20 protein-coding genes and 1 tRNA gene are annotated in these 23,328 nt (G+C 72.1%); 7 read left to right on the top strand and 14 right to left on the bottom strand.

Annotated elements, in window-relative coordinates:
* Positions 1 to 2: 2 nt before the first annotated feature.
* The 4 genes from N5I75_RS21285 to N5I75_RS21270 form a co-directional block, all read right to left on the bottom strand.
* Positions 3 to 1,670, bottom strand: coding sequence for an AMP-binding protein (locus tag N5I75_RS21285; protein ID WP_476679467.1), 1,668 nt, complete (start codon positions 1,668 to 1,670; stop codon positions 3 to 5).
* A gap of 137 nt (positions 1,671 to 1,807) precedes the next feature.
* Entirely contained in the window at positions 1,808 to 2,407 is a 600-nt protein-coding gene (locus N5I75_RS21280) for a lytic polysaccharide monooxygenase auxiliary activity family 9 protein (protein ID WP_476679466.1), read from the bottom strand.
* 148 nt (positions 2,408 to 2,555) lie between these two features.
* Positions 2,556 to 3,923 (bottom strand): SPFH domain-containing protein, encoded by a 1,368-nt coding sequence (locus N5I75_RS21275; RefSeq protein ID WP_476679465.1) that lies wholly within the window; start codon positions 3,921 to 3,923, stop codon positions 2,556 to 2,558.
* An 89-nt stretch (positions 3,924 to 4,012) separates the two neighbouring features.
* The gene (locus N5I75_RS21270) at positions 4,013 to 5,320 is read right to left on the bottom strand and encodes a peptidoglycan-binding protein (protein ID WP_476679573.1); all 1,308 of its coding nucleotides are present in this window, start codon (positions 5,318 to 5,320) and stop codon (positions 4,013 to 4,015) included.
* Positions 5,321 to 5,527: 207 nt separating this feature from the next.
* Between N5I75_RS21270 and N5I75_RS21265 the strand changes: the two genes are divergently transcribed.
* The 4 genes from N5I75_RS21265 (at position 5,528) to glxA (ending at position 10,576) form a co-directional block, all read left to right on the top strand.
* Positions 5,528 to 5,601, top strand: a tRNA-Lys gene (locus N5I75_RS21265).
* Positions 5,602 to 5,730: 129 nt separating this feature from the next.
* The gene (locus N5I75_RS21260) at positions 5,731 to 6,423 is read left to right on the top strand and encodes a FadR/GntR family transcriptional regulator (protein ID WP_476679464.1); all 693 of its coding nucleotides are present in this window, start codon (positions 5,731 to 5,733) and stop codon (positions 6,421 to 6,423) included.
* Between the two features lie 371 nt (positions 6,424 to 6,794).
* Positions 6,795 to 8,642, top strand: coding sequence for a glycosyltransferase family 2 protein (locus N5I75_RS21255; protein ID WP_476679463.1), 1,848 nt, complete (start codon positions 6,795 to 6,797; stop codon positions 8,640 to 8,642).
* Complete coding sequence (gene glxA / locus N5I75_RS21250; protein ID WP_476679462.1) at positions 8,639 to 10,576, top strand: radical copper oxidase GlxA; 1,938 nt, start codon at positions 8,639 to 8,641, stop codon at positions 10,574 to 10,576. The genes N5I75_RS21255 and glxA overlap by 4 nt, the downstream gene beginning before the upstream one ends.
* A 120-nt stretch (positions 10,577 to 10,696) precedes the next feature.
* On the opposite strand, the gene N5I75_RS21245 is transcribed toward glxA, so the two are convergent.
* The 3 genes from N5I75_RS21245 to N5I75_RS21235 form a co-directional block, all read right to left on the bottom strand.
* Positions 10,697 to 11,719 carry a glycoside hydrolase family 6 protein gene (locus N5I75_RS21245; protein WP_476679461.1) on the bottom strand — a complete coding sequence of 341 codons (1,023 nt, stop codon included), beginning with the start codon at positions 11,717 to 11,719 and terminating at the stop codon, positions 10,697 to 10,699.
* 658 nt (positions 11,720 to 12,377) lie between these two features.
* On the bottom strand, positions 12,378 to 13,049 hold the full coding sequence (locus N5I75_RS21240; RefSeq protein ID WP_476679460.1) for a class F sortase: 672 nt from the start codon (positions 13,047 to 13,049) through the stop codon (positions 12,378 to 12,380).
* 9 nt (positions 13,050 to 13,058) lie between these two features.
* Entirely contained in the window at positions 13,059 to 13,703 is a 645-nt protein-coding gene (locus N5I75_RS21235; RefSeq protein WP_476679459.1) for a hypothetical protein, read from the bottom strand.
* Positions 13,704 to 13,850: 147 nt separating this feature from the next.
* Between N5I75_RS21235 and N5I75_RS21230 the strand changes: the two genes are divergently transcribed.
* Complete coding sequence (locus N5I75_RS21230) at positions 13,851 to 14,630, top strand: HAD-IIA family hydrolase (RefSeq protein WP_476679458.1); 780 nt, start codon at positions 13,851 to 13,853, stop codon at positions 14,628 to 14,630.
* A gap of 27 nt (positions 14,631 to 14,657) precedes the next feature.
* Here the strand turns inward: N5I75_RS21230 and N5I75_RS21225 are convergent, their stop codons facing one another.
* The 7 genes from N5I75_RS21225 to N5I75_RS21195 form a co-directional block, all read right to left on the bottom strand.
* Positions 14,658 to 15,728 (bottom strand): 2-aminoethylphosphonate ABC transporter substrate-binding protein, encoded by a 1,071-nt coding sequence (locus N5I75_RS21225; RefSeq protein WP_476679457.1) that lies wholly within the window; start codon positions 15,726 to 15,728, stop codon positions 14,658 to 14,660.
* Positions 15,729 to 15,777: 49 nt separating this feature from the next.
* Positions 15,778 to 16,575 (bottom strand): ABC transporter permease, encoded by a 798-nt coding sequence (locus N5I75_RS21220; protein WP_476679456.1) that lies wholly within the window; start codon positions 16,573 to 16,575, stop codon positions 15,778 to 15,780.
* Positions 16,562 to 17,476 carry a 2-aminoethylphosphonate ABC transporter permease subunit gene (locus tag N5I75_RS21215; protein ID WP_476679455.1) on the bottom strand — a complete coding sequence of 305 codons (915 nt, stop codon included), beginning with the start codon at positions 17,474 to 17,476 and terminating at the stop codon, positions 16,562 to 16,564. Before N5I75_RS21215 ends, N5I75_RS21220 begins: the two co-directional genes overlap by 14 nt.
* Entirely contained in the window at positions 17,469 to 18,563 is a 1,095-nt protein-coding gene (locus N5I75_RS21210) for an ABC transporter ATP-binding protein (RefSeq protein ID WP_476679454.1), read from the bottom strand. Before N5I75_RS21210 ends, N5I75_RS21215 begins: the two co-directional genes overlap by 8 nt.
* 132 nt (positions 18,564 to 18,695) lie before the next feature.
* Complete coding sequence (locus N5I75_RS21205; RefSeq protein WP_476679453.1) at positions 18,696 to 19,463, bottom strand: GntR family transcriptional regulator; 768 nt, start codon at positions 19,461 to 19,463, stop codon at positions 18,696 to 18,698.
* Positions 19,464 to 19,507: 44 nt separating this feature from the next.
* Positions 19,508 to 20,341 (bottom strand): hypothetical protein, encoded by an 834-nt coding sequence (locus tag N5I75_RS21200; RefSeq protein WP_476679452.1) that lies wholly within the window; start codon positions 20,339 to 20,341, stop codon positions 19,508 to 19,510.
* A gap of 132 nt (positions 20,342 to 20,473) precedes the next feature.
* Positions 20,474 to 21,622 carry an ROK family transcriptional regulator gene (locus tag N5I75_RS21195; protein ID WP_476679451.1) on the bottom strand — a complete coding sequence of 383 codons (1,149 nt, stop codon included), beginning with the start codon at positions 21,620 to 21,622 and terminating at the stop codon, positions 20,474 to 20,476.
* Positions 21,623 to 21,686: 64 nt separating this feature from the next.
* Here N5I75_RS21195 and N5I75_RS21190 point away from each other — a divergent pair, with 64 nt between their 5' ends.
* The gene (locus N5I75_RS21190) at positions 21,687 to 22,811 is read left to right on the top strand and encodes a Gfo/Idh/MocA family oxidoreductase (protein ID WP_476679450.1); all 1,125 of its coding nucleotides are present in this window, start codon (positions 21,687 to 21,689) and stop codon (positions 22,809 to 22,811) included.
* A complete protein-coding gene (locus N5I75_RS21185; protein WP_476679449.1) occupies positions 22,808 to 23,278 on the top strand; it encodes a heme-degrading domain-containing protein in 471 nt (156 codons plus the stop codon). The genes N5I75_RS21190 and N5I75_RS21185 overlap by 4 nt, the downstream gene beginning before the upstream one ends.
* The last annotated feature ends 50 nt before the right edge of the window (positions 23,279 to 23,328 follow it).

Here is a 23,328-nt window from a genome sequence, read left to right as displayed (position 1 = left end):
CATCAGGGGGATGGGGGTGTCATGAGGGCCGTACGGGCGTGGGTACGGAAGGACGTGGTGAGGGCGGTGCGGTCGGCCGGGGTCAGGCGGCGGTAGGCCGTCTCGGACGGCGGGCGCCACCAGATGTCGCCGCCGCTCCAAAAGCCTGCGCGGCGCAGTTCGGCGCGGCGGATCTTGTTCGTTGCCGTCACCGGTATGTGATCGACCAGACGCATGAAGCGCGGCGCCATCTTCGTGCCGAGGTCGGGCTGCGACGCCAGGAACGCCTCGAAGGAGCGCGGGGCGAAACGGGCGCGGAGGGCCAGCGTCGCCATCACCTGGTCCCCGGAGACCGGGTCCGGGACCCCGTACACGGCGACGGCCGCCGCGCCCGGCCAGCGGGCGAGGATGTTCTCGATCATCGCCGGGGCGAGGTTCTCGCCGTCGACGCGGATCTTGTCGTCCCCGCGCCCGGCGAAGTACAGGAACCCGGCCGCGTCCCGGTAGAAGAGGTCACCGGTCCAGTACCAGCCGTCACCGCGCACGCGCTCCGCGTACGCCGCGTCGTTGCGCCAGTACCCCTCGAACGACGACCGCCCGCGGTTGACCAGCTCCCCGATCGCCTCGGCCCCGTTCAGGAGGGCGCCACCCGCGTCGAACACCGCCGGAGGGCACTCGGCCCCGGTCGCCGGGTCGAGCACCACGAGGTCGCCCCCGGGCACCCCGCGCCCGATCGCGCCGGGCGGCGTGTCGGCGGTGCGCTGTACGGCGGCGCCGCCCTCGGAGGACCCGTACCCCTCGACGAGCCGCACCCCGAACCGTTCCTCGAAGCGGCCCGCGTCCACCGCCCCGGCCTCCGTGCCGAACCCGACCCGCAGCGGGTTGTCCCGGTCGTCCGGCCGCTCCTCGGTGGCCAGGATGTACTGCACGGCCCGGCCGACGTACGTGAAGTAGGTCGCGCGGAACCGTCGCACGTCGTCCAGGAACGCGGACGCGGAGAAGCGGCGGCGCAGCGCCACCCCGGCCCCGGCGGCCATGGCGGGCGCCCAGCCGGCGATGACGGCGTTGCCGTGGAAGAGGGGCATGCAGAGGTAGTGGACGTCGTCCGCGCGGACGTCGAAGGTGGCGGCCAGGGACCGTCCGGCCGCCGCGAGCCGCCCCTGCGTGCAGATCGCCGCCTTGGGCGCGCCCGTCGACCCGGACGTGAAGTAGAGGAGCATACGGGTGCCGGGCCCGACCCCGGCCGCGATCTCCGGCTCGGCGCCTTCGTGCGGCGCGAGCAGATCGGCGTACGCGGCGTCGTCCGTGACCAGGACCCGGACGCCGGGCAGCGCCGGCCCGTCGAGCAGCGGCAGCCGGGCCCGCTCCGTGACGAGCACACGGCACTCGGTGTGGGTGATGTCGCGGGCCAGCTCGGCGCCGCGCCGGGTCGGGTTGATCCCGGCGACGGCCGCCCCGGCGAGCGCGGCCGCGCCCAGCCAGTGCACGAACTCGGGCGTGTTGTCGAGCAGCACCCCGACGTGCGGTGCGGCGCCGCGCGGCAGCAGCTCGGCGAGGAGCGCGGCCCGAGCCGCCGCCCCGGAAGCGAGCTGGTGGTGGCTGAGGACCTGGTCCTCGTAGGCGAGTCCGGTCCTGTGGTCGCCCCAGCGTTCCTGGACGAACTCCGCGAAGGTGTGCGTCGTGGGTCCCATGGCGGCGCACCATAATTGACGCGCCGTCAGAAAGGGAGGCAGCGCACAGCACGGACTCCCCCGCGCGCCGCCCGCCCGTGTGGGCGCGGGCGGCGCGCGGGGGCCTCAAGCGAGCCGGGCCCGACTCGGACTCAGGGTCAGAACGTGACGTCCGAGCAGGCGTAGAACGCGTTCGCCGTGTCCGCGACCGTCCACACCGCGAGGATCACGTGGTGGCCGGACTTGCCGGTGGGCAGGGCGCCGGAGTGCGAGAGCGTGGCCGGCGGCTGTCCGCTGAAGGGCACCGTGAGGAACGGTGTGGTGTTCAGCGCGGCGCGGGTGAGCGGCTTGCTCTCGTCCCAGCCGTTCTTGGTGACGTAGTAGCGGAAGTCCGTGGTGGAGTGCCGCGCGGTGAACTGCCAGCGGAACGTGTAGTTCTGCCCGCCGGTCACCTTGGTGGTCGGCCAGGCCTGCCCGTTGGGCTGCTTGGCCGCGTTGAGCTGCGCGAACTCGCCGTGGTTGGCGGAGCATATCTGGCCGTCGGCGGGCCCGGCCGCCGGGAAGCCCTTGGGCCCCTCGACGCTCTGCGGCTCCCACTGGATGTTGCCGCAGCCGCTGACGGAGCCGTTGGCGCAGAGTTTCTGCCGGCTGATGGGCAGGTCGGTGTAGCCGTGACCGCTCGCCCCACCGGCCGAAAGCGCGAACGCCCCCGCAGTAGTGAGGCCGATCAAAGCCGCGTAGGTCTTCTTGTTTCGCATGCTGCCGCTCCTGGGGGTGTGGGGAGTACCGGTAGCTGTGCGCACAGCGTTGTTCAGTTTCTGTTCTTCAGGTCTAGACCAACCACCAATGTATGGGCGGCGGTTGGCCGTGTCCATACAAAAGTTGGTCCTCCCTTTGCTTTGCCCTTTACTCCCCGCGCCCGGTGTAGAACGCCACGGTCAGGTCCTTCACGAGCGCCTTGCGCTCGTAGTCGTCGAGATCGACCAGGCCCCGCGTGGTCAGCCGCGCCACCGTGTCCTCGACCGAGTCGACGACGGAGGTGAGCACGGTGTCGCGGTGCTGCGCGTCGAGCGCCGCGATCCGGCGGCGCCGCATCACGGCCGCCAGCTCGGGCGCGTACTCGACACGGGTCGGCTGCGCCGAGAAGACCTCGATGCCGGCCGCCTCGGTGTCCGCGGCGAGGCGCCGGGTCAGCAGATCGGCGACCGCCTCGGTGTTGCGCAGGGTCGGGGCCGCGCCCTGCGCGGCGGTCGTGGGCGCGTCGGCCGGGAACTGCGAGAGGACCCCCGCCACGGCGGCCTCGACGCACTCGCGCAGGTACTCCTCGTGGTCCTCGATGCCGAGCGCCGCCCGCGCGCTGTCCCTGACCCGCCACACGACGAGGACGACGACGCGCAGCGCGACCCCGTTCGCGTCGACCGCGGGCATCCCCTCGCTGCGCCAGTGCCGAAGCCGCAGGTCGATCCGGCGCCGCAGCAGCAGCGGGTTCAGCCACAGCAGCCCGGACCTGCGCACACTGCCCCGGTAGCGGCCGCACAGGGTGAGCACGAGGGCCCGTCCCGTCCGGCCCCGGGCGAGCCCGCCGAAGCCCAGGAGCGCGAGCGCGCCGGAGCCCGCGAGCGCCGCCCACTGGTACGGGCCGAGGCCCACCCCCTCGTACCCGGGCAGCCCGGCGATCCGCGTCATGATGCGCGGCAGCATCCCGGCCCAGCCCAGGGCCGCCACCGCACCGGCCGCCCCGGCGAGCCCGCCGAGGACGCCGACGGCGCCGGGGAGCACGCGGCCCGGCCGCTCCACCAGCTCGGGGTCGGCGGAGGGCACGGAGCGCGCGGGCGCCGGCGTGTCCGGATGCGCGTGGGCTGCCGCCGTGTAGGGGGGTGACGTGGGCCGGGCGCGGGTGCCCGTGCCGACGACGGCGGCGCGCACCGGTACGGCCACGGGTGCCGGGTCGTCCCGGAAGAGCAGGTGGACGGGGATCTCGGTGGTCGTCTCGTTGCGGATGACGCGGGCCCCACGGCCGAGGACGGCGCCGGCCCCGAGGTCGGGGGCCGTGCGCTTCTCTCGTACGGGGTCGTCCGTCGCGGGCGGGGCGGGCGACACCACGGTCTGTACCGGTTCGCCCGCCATGGCCGGGGCCGGTGGCACCACGGTCTGTACCGGTTCGCCCGCCATCGCCGGGGCCGGTGGCGCCATGGTCTGTACCGGTTCGCCCGCCATGGCCGGGGCCGGTGGCGCCATGGTCTGTTCCGTCGTGGGGTCCGTGGTCGTGCTCATGCTCGTCCTCGTCTTCGTCTTCGTCTTCGTCTTCGCGTTGGGTGTGCTGTCGTCCCCGCTGTGCGCCGTCCGCCTGTCGCGCAGCGCCGTCACGAGAAGAGCCGTCGCCAGGTCTCGGGGCCCGGGTAGCCGTCGGCGTCCTTGCCGGTCCAGCCCTGGGCACGCTGGAACGCCTCGACGTTGCGGCGGTCCGCCTCGCTCCAGCGCGGGCCGGGACCCTGCTTGTAGTGAGCGCCGAAACCTTTCTTTACGAGCTGTTCGCCGAGCCGCGTCACCGAGGCGTTGCTCGCGCCGGGGCGGAACTTCGCCACCCCCGGGAACGCGGGCGCGCCCGTGGTCCCCGAGGAGCCCGCGCCGGGGATGTCCTTGCCCTTGCCGTTGATGAGATAAGCCCAGGTCACCGGCCCGGGCAGACCGTCCGCGTCCTTGCCGGTCCAGCCCTGCGCCCGCTGGAAGGCCTGGGTCGCCCTGCGGTCCGCGTCGGTCCAGCGCGAGTCAGGACCCTCCCGGTAGAACCGCTTGCCGCCGCGCTCCACGAGGAGCTGCCCGAGCCGGGTGACGTACGCGTTGTTCGCGCCGGGCCCGAAGGAGGTGCTGCCCGGGAACCGGACGCCCGTCGCCGCCTGCGTGCCCGTGCCCACGGGGCCGTCCTCCTGGAGCGCCTTGTAGCGGTAGGGGACGTAGCGGCCGGAATTGCTCCAGTACGCGTACGGGGTCGCCTGCGTACGGGTGCCCGGGCGGGTCTGCTCGTAGGCGACGTACCGGGTCCGTGAGTAGTCGGTCCAGCCGCCGAAGATCGTGACGTGCGAGCCCTTCTCCGGGTTGGCCGGGTTGTGGAACAGCAGGATGTCGCCGGGCTGCAGCTCCGCCTTGGTGATGCGGGTGCCGAAGGCGGCGAGGCTGCCGGTCCACTCGTTGCGGGGCAGGTCCCAGGCCATGGAGACGTAGCCGGAGCAGTCCTGGCGGTAGCCGTCCCGCCAGTACTTGTTCATGTTGTACGGGACCTTCGCATCGACCCACGTCTTCGCGCGGCTGATGATCGCGGCCCGGGAGGTGGTGCGCAGGGTGCTCTGCTTGGCGAGGTGCACGGTCTGCGCGGCGGCGCCGGGGGCTCCGCTGGTTCCCGGGGCTCCGTTGAGGGGGCTGGTGCCGCCCTGCGGGGTGGTCCGGCCTGCGGCGGGGTCGGGGTCGCCCGGTCTTGCCTCATGGTGCTCGACGGCTGCCGCCGCGGCGGGGAGCGCGCTGATGACGGTGCCGGCGGCGGCCGCGACGGCCAGGGCGTGCCGGGGGGTGATCTTGGTGCGCGGCAGGGAGGTGAGGGTGGAGCGCCACTGGGCGCAGCCCGCGCAGTCGCAGTCGCTCGGCGGGTCGGTCTCCGCGAAGACCGGCGCCTCCAGGTGATCCATGCGATTCCCCTCACACTCCGGTGCCGGCTGCTGAACTTCTGAGCCACGTTTTCGCACGCGGAAAGCGTCTCAACTGTCTACGCATAACGCATGTTGACGGTCCAAAAGGTGGAAATCCATACAAATCGGGCTTCGCCCCGGCGCGTCGAGTGGTCAGGAGCACCCCGGGAGGTCGGGTAAAGTTATGCAGGTCAGCAGGCGCCGCTAGCTCAGTTGGTTAGAGCAGCTGACTCTTAATCAGCGGGTCCGGGGTTCGAGTCCCTGGCGGCGCACAGACAGCGAAGGCCCTCCGTGAGAACGGGGGGTCTTTTGCCTTGCCCGGGGCCGCGCGTTTCTGTGCGTAGCCTGTGGCGTTGCTGTGAGGTGGGTCTCGGGGTGGGGGGTGCCGCTACCGTTGCCCCATGGCGCGTGACCTTCAGGAGCGGATCAAGAGGCTGATCGTCGAGCGGCGGCTGCCGCCGGGGGCCTCGTTGCCCACCGAGCCCGAGTTGATGGAGCTGCTCGGGGTCAGCCGGAATTCGGTGCGGGAGGCGTTGAAGGCGCTTCAGGCGATGGGGATCGTGGAGATCCGGCACGGCTTCGGGACCTATGTGGGCCCGATGTCGATGGCGCCGATGATCGAGGGGCTCGCCTTCCGTACCGTCGCGGGGCACTACCGCGGCGAGGACAGCCTGCTGCAACTCCTGGAGCTGCGGGAAGCCGTGGAGACGGGGCTGGTCGCGCGGCTCGCCGGGCGCGTGCCCGAGCCCGACCTGGCCGAACTCGACGCCTTGGTGGGCCAGATGGAGAAGGAGGCCGGGTCGCCGGAGGGGGCCGTCAGCGCCGCCACCGACCGGGCCTTCCACGCCACGCTCTACAGGGGCCTGGGCAACCCCCTCCTCGTAGAGGTGATGGAGGCGTTCTGGGAGGCGTTCCACCGGGTGCGCACGGATCTGGTGGACGTGCCGCAGGACCCGGAGGTGACCTGCCGTCAGCACCGGGAGATCCTGGACGCCGTGCGCTCGGGCGAGGTGATCCGGGCCGAGCGGGCCATACGGGACCACTTCTCCAACATCCGCCTCCGGCTGGCCGCGACTCCGCGCCAAGACCGCTGAAACACCGTTTTTGCAGACGTAACGCCTTGCGATCAAGGTGCGGGCGCAGCACCCTGATCTGGAGTCGATGACGTAATTGAGCGGCAATAGCGGTATTAAGGTGCAATGGGGTCCAATATGACCCGGTAAAGCCGTAACAGGGCTTTCGGGTCACGGGAGTTGCAGTCGGCCCGACAGCCGCAGACGGGGGTGGGGGCCCCGGCCGCCGGGCGATGCCGAGGGGGGCGTCCTGCAACCGGGAAGGCTCGGTCGCCGGTCTTCACAGGAGTGGGACGGCGGCCCGGCCACTGACACGTCCGGGACGGATCGCGGGAGACCCACCCGGACGAGACCGACGACCACGCGGTGGTTCGCGTGCTGGGGGATGCCTCATGACGTCGACGCCGACAGGCGCCCGGCCGGAGTTCGACCCGTCCGAGACGACGCAGCTCCGAATACCGCCGCACCGCACCACAGGGCTCAGACGCATCAAGACGTCGCTCCCCCGCTACGACTACGAGCACCACAGCAGGCTCGCGGGGCCCCTCACCCAGCCGGACCCGGACAAGCCGTACAAGGTCCGCTACCGCTCGCTGCTCTCGCAGGAACCGCACCGGATCCGCGCCGCCCTGATGCTCGGGGCCGCCCCGCTCCTCTCCCTCGTCCTGCTGTTCTGGCTGCTCCAGCCCGAGCACTGGACCGAGCGCGACTACGTGGAACACGACTTCCTGCCCGCGCTCGACGTCGTGATGCTGGTCGCGATCGGCCTCATCGAGCTGTTCCGCTGCATGAACGTGCTGTCGAACGCGCACGCCACCCTCGTCGCCCGCGACCCGGTCCCGGTGGTGCCCGAGACCGGAACGCGGGTCGCCTTCCTGACCTCGTTCGTGCCCGGCAAGGAGCCGATCGAGATGGTGACGAAGACCCTGGAGGCGGCGGTCGAGCTGCGCCACCAGGGCCTGCTGCACATCTGGCTGCTCGACGAGGGCGACGACGCCGAGGTGAAGGCCGTCTGCGCGCGGCTCGGCGTGCACCACTTCTCCCGCAAGGGCGTCGCGAGGTGGAACCGGCCGAAGGGGCCGCACCGCGCGAAGACCAAGCACGGCAACTACAACGCCTGGCTGGACGCGCACGGCGACGCCTACGACTACTTCGCCTCGGTCGACACCGACCACGTGCCGATGCCCAACTACCTGGAGCGGATGCTCGGCTTCTTCCGCGACCCGGACGTCGGCTTCGTCATCGGCCCGCAGGTCTACGGCAACTACGACAACTTCGTCACCAAGGCCGCCGAGTCCCAGCAGTTCCTCTTCCACGCGCTGGTCCAGCGCGCGGGCAACCGCTACGGCGCGCCCATGTTCGTCGGCACGTCGAACGCCGTCCGCGTCAAGGCGCTGCAGCAGATCGGCGGCCTGTACGACTCGATCACCGAGGACATGGCGACCGGGTTCGAGATCCACCGCCACAAGAACCCGGCCACGGGGCGGAAGTGGCGCTCCGTGTACACCCCGGACGTGCTCGCCGTCGGGGAGGGGCCGAGCGCCTGGACGGACTTCTTCACGCAGCAGATGCGCTGGTCGCGCGGTACGTACGAGACGATCCTCAAGCAGTTCTGGAAGGGCTTCTTCACGCTCCCCCCGAGCAGGCTCTTCAACTACACCATGATGATCATCTTCTATCCGATGGCCGCGCTGAACTGGATCCTCGCGGCGCTGAGTTGCGCGCTCTTCCTCGGGCTCGGCGCCTCCGGCGTCAACATCGACCCGGCCGTCTGGCTGATGCTCTACGGCAACGCCTCCGCGCTCCAGATCGGCCTCTACATCTGGAACCGGCGGCACAACGTCTCCCCGCACGAGCCGGAGGGCTCCGGCGGCGTCGCCGGGATGGTGATGTCCGCGCTCTCCGCGCCGCTCTACGCGAAAGCGCTGATCGACGCCGCGCTGCGCCGCAGGAGCAAGTTCGTGGTCACGCCGAAGGGCGACTCGGCCAGCCCCGACCGCTGGTTCGGGACCTTCCGCTACCACTGGTACTTCATCGTGGTCTTCGCCGGGTCGATCGCCGCCGGTTTCGTCTGCGGGCACGCCCACCCGGCGATGGTCACCTGGGCGGGCTTCGCCCTGCTGATCACCGCGCTGCCCATGGCCGTCTGGCGGTACATGGTCCGCCAGGAGAGGAAGAAGCGGAGGCCACCGGCCGCGACGGCGTCCGCGCGGATCTCCCCGGCGGGACGTGACACGTGAAGGACGGTGCGAGTCGCCGCCGTGCGCGGCGCATAGCCCTCGGCACCGTGGTGGTCCTGGCGCTCGCGGGGATGAACGGGCCCTGGCTGTACCGGTTCGGTTCGGCCGAGTACCACTCGTACAAGATCAACAGAGCCGAGTACAAGGCCGCGAACGGCAAGTGGGACGTCGTCGACCTCCCCGCGGACATGCGCCTCAACACGATCCACGCGGCGCTGCTCCACACCGGGAAGATCCTGCTGGTGGCGGGGTCGGGGAACAACCAGAAGAACTTCGACGCCAAGAAGTTCGACACCCGGCTGTACGACCCGGTGAGGAAGACCGTCAAGAAGGTCCCCACGCCGACCGACCTGTTCTGCACCGGCCACACGCAGCTGGCGAACGGGAACCTGCTGATCGCGGGCGGCACCAAGAAGTACGAGAAGCTCAAGGGCGACGTGACCAAGGCCGGCGGCCTGATGATCGTCCACAACGAGGACCCGGACGAGCCCAAGACCGTCAGAGCGGGCACACGGTTCACCGGCAAGGAGAACGGCAAGACGTTCGTCTCCGACGTCAACATCACCGTCGAGCGCGCGAAGAAGGTCTTCGACCCGAGGACGGGCCGGTTCCTGCGCAACGACCCGGGCATCGCCCGCGTCTACGTCGAGGCGCAGAGGTCCGGCGCGAAGTACGAGACGGGCACCCAGGACAACTACCGGGTGCGGGGCCTGACCGGCTCCGACACCCGCAACGTGTACGGCATCGCGCAGAAGCTCGCCCTCGACAAGAAGGACTTCCAGGGGATCAAGGACGCCTACGAGTTCGACCCGGTCGCCGAGAAGTACATCAAGGTCGACCCGATGAACGAGGCGCGCTGGTACCCCACGCTGACCACACTCTCGGACGGCAAGGTCCTCTCCGTCTCCGGCCTCGACGAGATCGGGCAGCTCGTGCCCGGCAAGAACGAGGTGTTCGACCCGAGGACGAGGACATGGACGTACCTCAAGGACATCCGCCAGTTCCCGACCTACCCGGCGCTGTTCCAGCTGGAGAACGGCAAGATCTTCTACTCGGGCGCCAACGCGGGCTACGGCCCGGACAACGTGGGCCGCACGCCCGGCGTCTGGGACCTGGCGACCAACAGGTTCCGGAAGATCCCCGGCCTCTCCGACCCCGGCATGATGGAGACGGCCAACACCGTCGAACTGCCGCCCGCGCAGCGCCAGACGTACATGGTGATCGGCGGCGGCGGGGTCGGCGAGTCCCGGCTGGCCAGCAGGAAGACCCGGATCGTGGACCTCAGGGACACGAGCCCGCGCTTCGTCGACGGTCCCCGCCTGGAGAAGGGCACGCGCTATCCGCAGGCCTCGGTCCTGCCCGACGACTCGGTCCTTGTCTCCGGCGGCTCCGAGGACTACCGCGGGCGCGGTGACTCCAACATCCGCCAGGCGCGCCTCTACTCCACAAGAACCAGGTCGTTCAAGCGCGTCGCCGACCCGCTGGTGGGCCGCAACTACCACTCCGGGTCGCTGCTCCTGCCCGACGGGCGCGTGCTGTTCTTCGGCTCGGACTCGCTCTACGCGGACAAGGCGAACACCAAGCCCGGCGTCTTCGAGCAGCGCCTGGAGATCTACACGCCGCCGTACCTGTACCGGAGTTCGCGCCCGTCCCTGTCGGGCGGGGAGAGGACGATCGCGCGGGGCGGTTCGGCGACGTACGCGACGCGGCACGCGTCCTCGATCGAGGCGGCGCGGCTGATCAGGCCGGGCGCGTCCACGCACGTCACGGACGTCGACCAGACGTCGATCGCGCTCGGCCTGCGAAAACGCGCCGGCTCGGTCACCGTGACCGTGCCGAAGAGCCGGTCGCTGGTCGAGTCGGGCTGGTACATGCTCTTCGTGACGGACGACGAGGGCACGCCCAGCAAGGCGCGGTGGGTGCGCGTGCCGTAGCCGGACGGGGCGTTGAAGCGGGCAGGGGCGCGGGGATCGAACCCCGCGCCCCTGCCGCGCGCACCGCTTCTACTCACCGGCTTCTACTCACCGGCTTCTACTCACCGGCTTGGGCGAGTTCTACTGACCGGCCTTGGCAAGCTTCGTCGCATACGCGCCCCACCACTCGCCCGCCTTCGGGCCGCCCTTGCACTCACCGTCCGACTCACCGGGCCGCTTGACCCACAGATACGCCTTGACCAGCGGGTCCCCGGTCCGCGTGGTCGGGGTCTCGCCGAGGGCGCGGCCCGGCGGGTTGCACCAGCGCTCGTCGGCGGCACCGCCCGTGTACGGCCCGTTCCCGTTGCGGCTCGTGTCGACGACGAACGGTTTGCCGCCGACCTTCGCCGACAGCTCCTTGCCGTACCGCACGGAGTCGTCGGTGGAGTAGAAGTTCGACACGTTCACCGCGAAGCCGTCTGCCTGGTCGACGCCGGAGCGCTGGAGCGCCTGGAAGATCGCGTCGGGCCTGCCCCAGCGCGCGTTGCCCGCGTCCAGGTACACGGTGGTCTCCGGCAGCGCCGTCAGCTTGCCGATCGCGCCTTTGAGCAGGTCGTAGCGCTCCTCGTGGAACTGCTGCGGGGTGCAGTTGTCCACCATGTGCTGGACGGCGTCGGGCTCCAGGACGACGGTCGCGGGCCGGTCGCCGATACCGGCGGCGACCTCGTCGATCCAGGCCCGGTAGGCGTTACCGTCGGCGGCGCCGCCGCCCGAGTACTGGCCGCAGTCGCGGTGCGGGATGTTGTAGAGGACGAGCAGGGCGTTCCGGTCGGCCTTCCGCGCGGCCTCGGTGAAGCCGCGCGCCTGGCTCTCCGCGTTCTCCGGCAGGAGCCATTCGCCGCCGGGCTGTTCGGCGATGGCGCGGACGGCGCGGGCCTCGTCGCTCTTCCCGCTCTTCTCCAGGTCGGCGAGGGCCCGCGCGGCCTTGCTGTCGGGGTTGACCCAGAACGGGTCCTCGCCCTTGGGCCGCTGCGTCACCGGCTGCTTCGCAGTGTCCGCCGCGTCCGCCCCGTCCCCGCCGTCCCCGCCTCCCGAGGAGCACGCGGAGACGAGCAGCGCCGCTGCCCCCGCCAGGACTGCCCCGGCCCTCAGTTTCCGGTACATCCACTCCCCCTTGGGTGCACTCTGTCCTGATATTCCAATCGTGGCACATGGCCCATGTCGGTCATACGGGGTAGCGGCGGGGATTGGCGATCGCACAGGCCGCCGCCCGCATTCTCGACACTGTGTCCGACGCCGGGATGCTCACGCCCTGTACAGGGGCGCGAGATGGCACATGCTTTTGGCAATTGCCAGAGACAGGCCGGGCGGGCGGCCGGCAAGCGTGCTGAGCGGTGACCCGCGCCCGCACTCCGGACGGCGTCCGCAGGAGGTCGAAGCGGTGCGGGCGGACGCGCGGGGTTCGCCTGCGACCGGTCCGGGCGGGACGCGCCGCGCGGCGGGGCGTGTCGTGGGCGCCTCCTGGGGCGGTGCGGGCGGATTCGCTTGGCAACCGCCCGTCACCTGCGGTGACCACGGACAGCGACCGGGCTCGTACGTGGTGTCAAACGCCCTCTAGGCTGAACGGCACATCCGTTCTACAGTCGGTTCCAGCGGCCCCAGACCTCGGCGCGCTGGACTTCCAGGACCGGTCGGATCTTCTCCGAACCTCCCGCGCCGACGCCGGGTTACTCCCGCAATCCGCAGCGCGCGCGGTCGAGGACCAGTCCGGTCGGCGGCTCCGGGGGGAGCGGGCCGCCGACCGGACTCGGTGCCGCATATGTCAGGACGGCTTTCCAGATGGCTCGTCCACTCCGGTCAGATAGGCGGAGACGACCACGTTCGCGGTGTACGACCGCGACGTTTTGTCGAACGTGCCGCCGCAGGTGATGAGCCGCAGCTCCGCGCGCCCCTCGTGGTGCTGCCCGTACACCTTGTGCGCGTCGAACGTCTTGCGGGAGAAGACCTGCACGTCGTCGACGGTGAACCGGACGACGGAGCCGTCGTCGCGCACCACCCGCACCGTGTCACCCGAGCGGGCCCGGCTCAGCCGGTAGAAGACCGCGGGCCGCTTCTCGGTGTCGACGTGCCCGACGAAGACGGCCGTGCCGCGCTCGCCCGGCCGCGCCCCGCCCCCGTACCAGCCGACGACGCCCGCCTGGTCGTAGGGCGGCGGGTCGACGGCGCCGCCGCCGTCCAGACCGCGGGCGACCACGGGCGCCTGGATGTCCAGCGGCGCGATGTCGACGCGCTGCGGTTTCGCCGCCTTGACGGGTACGTGCGCGGCGGGGAGCTGGACCTGGAAGGGCCGGCCGACGGCGGCCGCGTCCCCGGTGGTCGGCGAGGAGAGGTTCAGGTCGGTGATGCCGCGGCCCCACAGCCACAGGCCGAGCAGGACCACCGCCCAGGCCACCCCCGTGACGAGGCGTCCCACGCCGTGCGAACGGTCGCTCATGGCGCGCCCCTACCGCGGGGCCCGGGGAGGCTGCGGCACCCGTCGGCGCCGGACCGTGCGGAAGGCGACGGCGACGGCCGCGATCGCGGTGAGGATCAGCCCGATGACGGCGTGCCGGGTGCCGGGCCCGTCCGAGACGGTCGCCCGCGGGCTGTCGGCGCGCGCCGCGAGCTGCGTGGCGGCGCCCCCTCCCCCGGCGTGCACCAGCGCGGTCGGTGTCGGCGCGGGGGCGGGCGCCCCGCCCTCGGCGACGACCCGGAGCACCCCGTCGAACCGGACGTCCTCGGCGCGCTCGGCGTCCGCGCCGCCGCAGGTCACCTGGATGCGGTAGGTGCCGGGGGCGACCGTCGACCGTACGCGGGCCTCGGCGAAGAGCGTCGGCCGGTCGGAGGAGAGCACGGTGCCGTCGGTGGCGGGGGCGAGCACGCCGGGTGCGACGAAGGCGTCGGAGCGGGCCCGGCCCGTGGCGCCGTCGCAGCCGCTGATCCGCAGTTCGACGTCGGAGCCCGCCCGTGCGGCGGCGGGCTCGACGGAGACGATCCGGCCCGGGTCCCCGGGGGCCGTGCCGGGGCCACCGGGGTCGGCGGCGACCGGCGCGGCCCCCAGGACGGCGGCCGCGGCGGCGGCACTCAGAGCAAAGGGTCCTGCACGCATCGTGAACCTCCTGACCTTCGAAGGTTCACGCGTCCGGCCGGTTTCCGCATCCTGAGAGCCGCCGGGCGAATCCTGGGGTACCCGGGGAAACCATGCATACGATGGCCATCCCTAGATCGAGTTCGACACCGGCAGGAGCCCGCCCTCATGACTGAGCCCAAGCCCATCGAGTCGTGGCTGACCGACATGGACGGCGTCCTCATGCACGAGGGTGTGCCGATCCCGGGCGCGGACGCGTTCATCAAGAAGCTGCGCGACTCCGGGAAGCCGTTCCTGGTCCTCACCAACAACTCGATGTACACGGCACGCGACCTGCACGCGCGGCTCAACCGCATCGGCCTGGAAGTCCCGATAGCGAACATCTGGACCTCGGCGCTCGCGACCGCCCGGTTCGTCGACAGCCAGCGCCCGAACGGCACCGCGTACGTGATCGGCGAGGCGGGTCTGACCACCGCCCTGCACGAGGTGGGCTACATCCTCAGCGACTCCGACCCGGACTTCGTGATCCTGGGCGAGACGCGCACGTACTCCTTCGAGGCGCTCACCAAGGCGATCCGGCTGATCAACGGCGGCGCCCGGTTCATCGCCACCAACCCGGACAACACGGGGCCGTCGACCGAGGGCGTCCTGCCCGCCACCGGCTCCGTGGCCGCGCTGATCACCAAGGCGACCGGCAAGGAGCCCTACTTCGTCGGCAAGCCGAACCCGCTGATGATGCGCACGGGGCTCAACGCGATCGGGGCGCACTCCGAGTCCAGCGCGATGATCGGCGACCGGATGGACACCGATGTCCTCGCCGGACTCGAAGCGGGGATGACGACGTTCCTCGTGCTGACCGGGCTGACCACCGAGGCCGAGCTGGAGCGCTTCCCGTTCCGGCCGACCGAGGTCGTCGACTCGATCGCGGACCTCGTCGACCGGATCTGAGGGCCCGCCCGGCAGGCCGAGGGGCTGTCAGCTGCCGGTCGCGGACTTCCAGTCCTCCACGTAGGCCCGGAGGTTCTTGTCGATGTCGTCCCAGTCGGGCTCGAAGATCTCGACCCCGTCCATGACGGCGGCCAGCGCGACGGCGTTCTCGTCGGTGGCCTCGACGTCCTGCCGGGCCGCGAAGCCGCCGCCGATGGAGCTGACCTCCCGCTGCTGCTTCGTGGCCAGCATGAAGTCCAGGAGCTTCTTGCCATTGGCGGTGTGCGGGGCGTTCTTCACCAGGCCCGCCGCGTAGGGCAGGGCGAAGGAGGTCGGCTTGCCGCCCTCGGTCCTCGGGAACCAGATGCCGAGGTTCGGCATGTCCTTGGACTGGGCGTAGTTCATCTGCACGTCCCCGTTGGCGACGAGGAGTTCGCCCTTGTCGACCTTGGGGGCGAGCTTGCCGGTGGAGGCGGACGGGCCGACGTTGTTGGCCTGGAGCTGCTTCAGGTACGCCATCGCCTGCTCCTTGCCGCCGAAGTCGTGCATCGCCTTGACGACAACGGCCGTGCCGTCACCGGCGACGCCCGGCGTGGAGTACTGCAGCTTGTTCTTGTACGCGCCGTCGAGCAGCTCCTCCCACGTGGCGGGCGCCTTCCTCAGCTCCTTCTTGTTGTAGACGAAGCCGAAGTAGTTGTTGACGACGGAGGTCCAGGTACCGCCGGCGGCCTTGTCCGCGCCGTCCACGTGCTCCGCGCCCTCGGGCGCGTACTTCTGGAGGAGGCCCTTGCTGTCGGCCTGCTGGATGAAGGGCGGCAGGGTGACGAGCACGTCGGCCTGGGTGTGGGACTTCTCGCGGACGGCGCGCTGCACCATCTCGCCCGAGCCGCCCTCGACGTACTTGACCTCGATGCCGGTCGCCTTCGTGAAGTCCCTGAAGACCTGGTCGTACCAGCCGTCCCCGTTCTCGCCCTTGAGGCCGTCGGCGCTGTAGACGGTGACGGCCTTCGCGTCCGACGCGGCGGAGCTGCCGCCGCAGGCGGTGAGGGCGGCGGCGAGCGTGAGAGCGCCGGTGACGGCTGTGACGGTCCGGACGGCGGTGCGCGTGTGCGTGGGCATGGCGAGGGAACTCCTAGCGGGCTGGCGAGAGGGGCGTTGAGGAGGTCGGTCAGCGGTACGAGGCTTTGGTGCGCAGCCGGGACACCGCGAGCAGCACGAGCAGCGACGCGGCCATGAGGACCACCGCGATCGCGGAGCCGGTGAAGAGCGCGCCCCGGTCGGTGGTCGCGTAGATCTGCACGGGGAGCGGCATCCAGTCCGGCGGGTAGAGCATCATCGTGGCGCTCAACTCGCCCATGGACAGGGCGAAGCAGAGCCCGGCGGCGGCGTTGAGAGACGGCAGGAGCAGCGGCAGCTTGACCTTGAACAGGACGTATGCGGGCCGGGCGCCGAGGGAGGCGGCGGCCTGTTCGTAGGCCGGATCGAGGCGGGTGATCGCGGCCGAGACGGACTGGTGGGCGAAGGCGGTGACGAGGATCGTGTGCGCGATGATCACGATCCAGCGGGTGCCGTTGAGCAGCACCGGCGGCTTGCTGAACGCGACCAGCACGGCGAGCCCGACGACCACGGACGGTACGGCGACGGGCAGCATGAACAGGGCGTCCATGGCGCGCCGCCCGCGTTTGCGCAGGCCGGCCGCCGCCAGTGCGGCCCAGCCGCCGACGACGAGGGCGAGGACGCTCGCCGTGACGGCGGTGATCAGGCTGGTGGTGAGGGCGGTGAGCGCGTCGCCGCTGGTGGCCGCCTGGTAGTGGTGGCCGGTGAGGCCGGAGGGCAGGGCGCCGGACCAGTTGGTGGCGAAGGACGCGGCGACGACGACGAGCAGCGGCAGGGCGAAGAGCGGCAGGAAGAGGACGAAGAACCCCGTCCACGCCGCCCACTTGCCCCTTTTGCTATGCACGAGCACGTGAGGACACCCCCTGTGCGGGTCCGGTGGCTCCGGCCCGGCGGCTCACCGCCCGGTAGAGGCCGTAGAGGCCGACGGAGATCAGGACGTTGACGACGGCGACGACGCAGGCGCCCGGGTAGTCGGACTCCAGGATCGCCTTGCTGTAGACGAGCGTGGGGAGGGTGGTGACGCCCTTGGCGCCGGTGAAGAGGACGATCCCGAACTCGTTGAGGCACATGACGAGGACGAGGCTGCCGCCCGCGGCGAGCGCGGGCAGCGCCTCCGGCAGGATGACCTGCCGCACGATGCGGGCGGGCCGCGCGCCGAGCGACGACGCCACTTCCAGCTGCGCGGTGTCGACCCCGGAGAACGCGGCGAGCAGCGGTCGCATCACGAACGGCGTGAAGTACGTGATCTCGGCGAGCAGCACGCCCCACGGCGTGGTCAGGAACTGGAACGGGCCGGTGGCCGCGCCCGTCGCGCCGGTCCACGCGCCGTTGGCGAGGCCCGTCCGCCCGTACACGAAGAGCAGGGCGAGCGTGATCAGGAAGGACGGGAAGGAGAGGAACACGTCGATGAACTTGGCGACGGCCCGGCCGCCCGGGAACGGTACGAACGCGATGACCAGCGCGAGCGCGAACCCGAGCACCAGGCAGCCGGCCGTCGAGGCGACGGCGAGCCACACGGTCGTCCACAGCGCCTCGCGGAACGCGGCGGAGGCGAAGACGTCGGCGTACGGCGCGAAGGACGTACCGCCGGTGTCGGGTTGGAGGGACTGCTGCACGACGAGGCAGAGCGGGTAGAGGAAGACGAGCGCGAGAGCGATGACGGGAGGCAGGGCCCAAGCCCAAGACGCGCTTTTGCGACGGGCCTTGCTCGCGGCTTTCGCCGTCGTGGTGAGGGTGGCGGCGCTAGCCATGTGAGCCCTCCCCGACGCCGACCCCGGCGCCCAGGAGCACGGCGTCCTCGGGTGCGAAGTGCACGGTGACCCGTTCGCCGAGGGCGGGCGGTTCGCGGAGTTCGCGCAGGTCGGCCTTGACGCGGTGGCCGTCCACGTCGACGTGGAGCCGGTGCGTCGAGCCGCGCCACTGCACCTCGGTGACCTCGCCGGTCAGGGAGTTCGGCCCGTCGCCGAGCCCGACGAGGTGCGGGCGGACGCACAGGGTGGCGGTGACGCCGGACGCGAGATCCTGCGGGGCCTGCGGGACCGACACCTTCAGCTCGGCCCGGCCGAAGGAGAGCGAGCCGGGCTCGGCGCCCACGGTCACGGGCAGCAGGTTGGCGTTGCCGACGAACGACGCCGTGAACTCGGTGCGCGGCCTGCGGTACAGGTCCTGCGGCGTCCCCACGTCCCGTAGCTTCGCCTGGTCCATGACGGCGATCCGGTCGGCCAGGGTCAGCGCCTCGATCTGGTCGTGGGTGACGTAGAGGATGGAGACGTCCGGCAACTCGCGGTGCAGGCGGCCCAGTTCGGCCAGCATCCCGGAGCGGAGCTGTGCGTCGAGCGCGGACAGCGGCTCGTCGAGGAGGAGCACGTCGGGCCGGACGGCGAGCGCGCGGGCGATGGCGACGCGCTGCTGCTGCCCGCCGGAGAGTTCGCGCGGGTAGCGCTTGGCGTACGCGGCCATGCCCGTCATGTCGAGCGCCTCCGCGACGCGTTCGGGCAGTTCCCGCTTGGGCACCTTGCGGGCGCGCATCCCGAACGCCACGTTGTCCTCGACCCGCATGTGCGGGAACAGGGCGTACTGCTGCACGACCATGCCGATGCCGCGCCGGTACGGCGGCAGGTCCGTGACGTCGCGCCCGCCGATCGACACCCGCCCCGCGGTGGGCCGCACGAACCCGGCGACCGCGCGCAGCGCCGTCGTCTTGCCGGACCCGGACGGCCCGAGCAGGGCCATCACCTCGCCCGGCTCGACGGTCAGGGTGAGGGAGTCGAGGGCGGTGGTCCCGCCGTAGGTGACGGAGACCCCGTCGAAACGTATGCCGCTGCTCTGCTGTCTCACGGCGGCCACGCTCCTCGGGGCGGGTGACCCGGAGGGGTCCGGGCGCCGACGGGACGGTGAACTGGTACCCAAGCTTGGCCTAGACCCGTTATGTTTCTGTTATACACCGTCTTCTGTCTCAGCCGGGGTGGCTCAGCGCGCGTCGCCGCCCAGGCGCGTCGTGAACGAGAACCGGTCCCCCCGGTACAGCGTCCGCACGCGTTCGGTGGCCCGGCCCCCGGTGTCGTACGAGACGCGGTGGATGAGCAGCATCGGCAGCGCGGGCGGCGTCCCGATGAGCAGCGCCTCGCGCGGGGTCGCGAGCACCGTCTCGATACGTTCGTCGGCCGAGCCGAAGTCGATGCCGAGGCGTTCGTGGACGTACGAGTAGAAGGACGAGTCGGGGTCGAAGTCGGTGTCGAGCCGCGGCACCCGGGCGACGGCCACGTACGTGGACTCCAGGCCGACCCGCTCGTCGTCGGCGAGCAGGACGCGCTCCATGTGCCAGACGGGTTCGCCGCGCTCCAGGCCGATCTCGGCGGCGAGCGCGGGCGGGCACGGGAAGCGGTCGAGGCCGATGAGGTGCCGGCCGGGCCGCCTGCCCTGGCGCCGGACGCCCTCGGTGTACGAGGCCAGGGAGAGCGGCTGCTCCAGTTTGGGCCCGGCGACGACGGTGCCCCGGCCCTGGCGTCGCAGCCGTCCTTCGAGCAGCAGCTCGCGCAGGGCCTGGCGCACGGTCTCGCGGGAGACCTCGTGGCGGACGGCGAGGTCGCGCTCGGTGGGGAGGGGCTCGCCGCTGCCCAACTCGGCGATGAGCGCGACGAGTTGTGCCTTCACCGCGTAGTACTTGGGGATGCGCCCGTGCTCGGGGATGCCGTCGCGCACGGGGGCGCCGGGGGCCTGGTCGTTCGGATAGTCCACGCGGGGATGGTCGCAGACCCTGGTGAACGGGGTGTGGCGCCCGTTCAGCGTCCGCCCGCGCCGAGCCGCCGGGAGCCGAGCATCAGCGCCGCGCCGCCGACGAGGCAGGCCGCGGCGGCGCCGAGGATCCGCAGCAGCGCGCCGACGGGGACGGTCGGGCCGATCGGGCCGGTCGCGGCGAGCTGGTCCGGGAGGGGGTGGCTGTCGCCGCCGGGGCGGGTGGGGTCCGGGTGGGCGGTGAGGCCGTCCCGATCACCGTCACCGTGGCCGTGGCCGTCGCCGTCGCCGTTGCCGTTGCCGTTGCCCGGCTCGATGTCGAAGGGATAGTCGTCGGACTCCCCGACCCAGTCGCCGTCGTCGGCGGTGCGGCGCTGCACGAGTGCGGCGCTCGCCACGACGTGGTCGGGCCGCGTGTCGGCGGTGAACCCGAGCCGGACCCGTACGGTGACCGTCCGACCGGGGCCGACGGTGAATCCCGCGCCTGCCTCGTCGAAGACGCCCACGTTCTCGTGGTGCCGGGTCCGCTCGAACGGCACGGAGCGGCTCCGCTTCCCGCCGCCGGCGATGTCGAGCCGGACCTGTTCGGGCCGCAGCGTCCGCTCCTCGTCGACGAGGACGAGCACGGGATGGATGTCCCGGCACGTGGCCCCGGTCGTGTTGGTGAGGTCGAGCGACCACGCCTTCCGTTCACCGCCGGGGCGGTAGCTGTCGGGCCCGTCGTGGATCGCGGTGCGGAGGGGGAAGTCACGGCTGTCGGAGGCTGCTTCGCAGGCCGCTGGTTCGCGGGGGGCGGCGGTGGGGGCGGCCGAGGCGGGGCCGGTCACCGTGAGCGCGGCGACGGTCAGGAACGGGACGAGCCCGCGGGCGGCGACAACCATGCCCGAAACCTGCCACGCCCGCGCGAAGCGCCTCCGCGCGCCACACCTCGTACGGCTCGATGGCGGTACGACCTACCTCCGATCAGATGATGCTCACCGGGTCCGGGGCGGGACCCGGCGGCCGGCGGCGCCTCATTGGCCCCGCCCGAAGAGCGGCGCCAGGATGAGTTGTGCCGCCCCCTCGACGACCAGGGTCGCGCCACCCGGCGCCGCCCGGACCGGTATCGCGGGCCCGCACCCCTCGCGCCGGGCGCGGGCGTCGAGGACCTCGGTGACGCCTCGTACGAACGGGTCCCGCGCGGCGGCGACGGCCCGTCCGCCGAGCAGCACGGCGTCGATGTCCAGCAGGCTGACCAGGTTCCCGGCGCCCTCGCCGAGCACGCGCGCCGCTTCGCGGACGCCCGCCGGGGTGCCGTCCGCGAGCGCGGCGAGGCACAGCGCCTCGATGCAGCCCCGGTTGCCGCAGCCGCAGAGCGGGCCGTCGAGCTGGATGACCTGGTGGCCGAACTCGCCCGCGCCGGTGCGCGCCCCCCGGTACAGCGCGCCGTCGAGGACGAGCCCGGCGCCGAGCCCGGTCCCGAGGTGGAGGTAGGCGAAGGACGGCGTACAGGCGCCCGGAGTGGGCTCGGCGGCGAGGGCGAGGCCCAGGGCGGCGGCGTTGGTGTCCTTGTCGACGACGACCGGCAGCCCGAGCCGCTCGGCCAGCGCGTCCCGCAACGGGAATCCGTCCCACTGCGGGAACCCGGTGACCCGGTGCAGCACCCCACCCGCGTGATCGAGCGGCCCTGGCACGGCGACCCCGACGCCCAGCGCGGACGGCCGCCCGCCCTCCACGTCGGGGCCCGCGTCGAGCAGCGCGTCCACCTCACGGGCGGTGGCGGCGAGCACCGCGTCGGCGCCCGCGCCCAGATCGAGCGGCGAGCGGCGGCTCGCGACGACGGTCCCGGCGAGGTCGGTCAGGACGGCCCGCAGTTCGTCGCGGTCCAGGTGCAGACCGACGGCGTGCCCGGCACCGTCGACCATGCGCAGGACGGTGCGCGGCTTGCCCCCGGTGGAGGCCCGCCGCCCCGCCTCGACGGCGAGCCCGTCCGCGCGGAGACGGGCCGTGATCTTGCTGACGGCCTGCGGGGTGAGCCCGGTGCGCTCGGCCAGCTCCAGGCGGCTGATCCCGTGCTCGCCCGCCGTGCGCAGGAGGTCGAGGACGAGGGCCGCGTTGTGCCCGCGCAGAGCGGTCAGGTTGGCGCCCGCGGTGGGGCGTGCGGGCCTTGCGTCGCTGTTCACCTGCCCATTGTCCCTCGCGGCGATCCTTTGGCAACAGCGTTGCTTAAGTGGCACCATGGAGGGCATGACTGGTACCAGCTCAGGCAGCAGCTCCGCGGGCAACGGCTCCGCGGGCAACCGCTCCCCGCTCAAGGTGGGCCTCGTCGGCTACGGCCTGGCGGGCTCCGTCTTCCACGCTCCGCTGATCGCCGCGACCGAGGGCCTGACCCTCGACACGGTCGTCACCTCGAACCCGGAGCGGCAGGCCCAGGCCCGCGCCGAGCACGGCGACGACCTGCGCTTCGCGGCCTCCCCGGACGAGCTGTGGGAGCGGGCCGACGACCTCGACCTGATCGTCATCGCCTCCCCGAACAAGACGCACGTGTCGATCGCGACGGCCGCCCTCAAGGCGGGCCTCCCGGTCGTCGTCGACAAGCCGGTGGCGGGCACGGCGGCCGAGGCCCGCGAGCTCGCGGCGCTCGCCGACGAGCGCGGCCTGCTGCTCTCCGTCTTCCAGAACCGCCGCTGGGACAACGACTTCCGCACCCTCGACGCGCTCCTGAAGAGCGGCGACCTCGGCGACGTCTACCGCTTCGAGTCCCGCTTCGAGCGCTGGCGCCCGCAGCCCAAGGGCGGCTGGCGCGAGTCCGGCGACCCGCAGGAGATCGGCGGGCTGCTCTACGACCTCGGCAGCCACGTCGTCGACCAGGCCCTGGTCCTCTTCGGCCCGGCCGTCTCCGTCTACGCGGAGTCGGACGTGCGCCGCGCGGGCGCCGAGGCCGACGACGACACGTTCATCGCGATCACCCACGCGAACGGCGTCCGCTCCCACCTCTACGTCTCCGCGACGACCGCCCAGCTCGGCCCGCGCTTCCGCGTCCTCGGCTCGCAGGCGGGCTACGTGAAGTACGGCCTCGACCCGCAGGAGGCGGCCCTGCGCGACGGCGAGCGCCCCGTCGCCGGGCAGCCCTGGGGCGTGGAGCCCGAGTCGATGTGGGGCCGCGTCGGCGCCGGGGAGTCCCCGCTGACCGGGGGCGGCCGTCCCCAGCCGACCCTCGACGGCGACTACCCCGCGTTCTACGCCGCCGTGGCCGCCGCCCTCCACGACGGCGCCCCGAACCCGGTCCCCGCCACCCAGGCCGCCGACGCGCTCGACGTCCTGGAGGCGGCCCGCCGCTCGGCCCGCGACGGTGTGACGGTGACGCTGTGAGCGCCGCCCCGCAGATCGATGTCCTGGAGGAACAGGAGCGCCGCCTGGTCCTGGACTCCTTCACGTACGACGACGCCTGGGCCCTCGGCACCCTCCTGGTCGACCTGGCCCGCGAGCGCCAAGCCCCGGTCGCCATCGACATCACGCGCGGCGGCCAGCAGCTCTTCCACGCGGCCCTGCCCGGCTCCACCCCGGACAACGACGCCTGGATCGCCCGCAAACGCCGCGTCGTGGAGCGCTACCACGCCTCGTCCTACCTGGTGGGCAGCCGCTTCCGCGCCAAGGGAACGACGTTCGAGGACTCCTCCCGCCTGGACGCGGACACCTACGCGGCCCACGGCGGAGCGTTCCCGATCCGGGTGCGGGACGCGGGCGTGGTGGGGGTCGTGGTGGTCTCGGGCCTGCCCCAGGTGGAGGACCACGCGCTGGTGGTGGAGGCGCTGGAACGCTTCACAAGCACGCCCTGACGGCCGCGCCCCTGCGGGGGATGCCGCACGAAGTGCGCATCCCCCGCAGG

The sequence above is a fragment of the Streptomyces sp. R818 genome (assembly GCF_056172735.1).
This window is presented reverse-complemented; position numbering and strand designations above follow the sequence as displayed.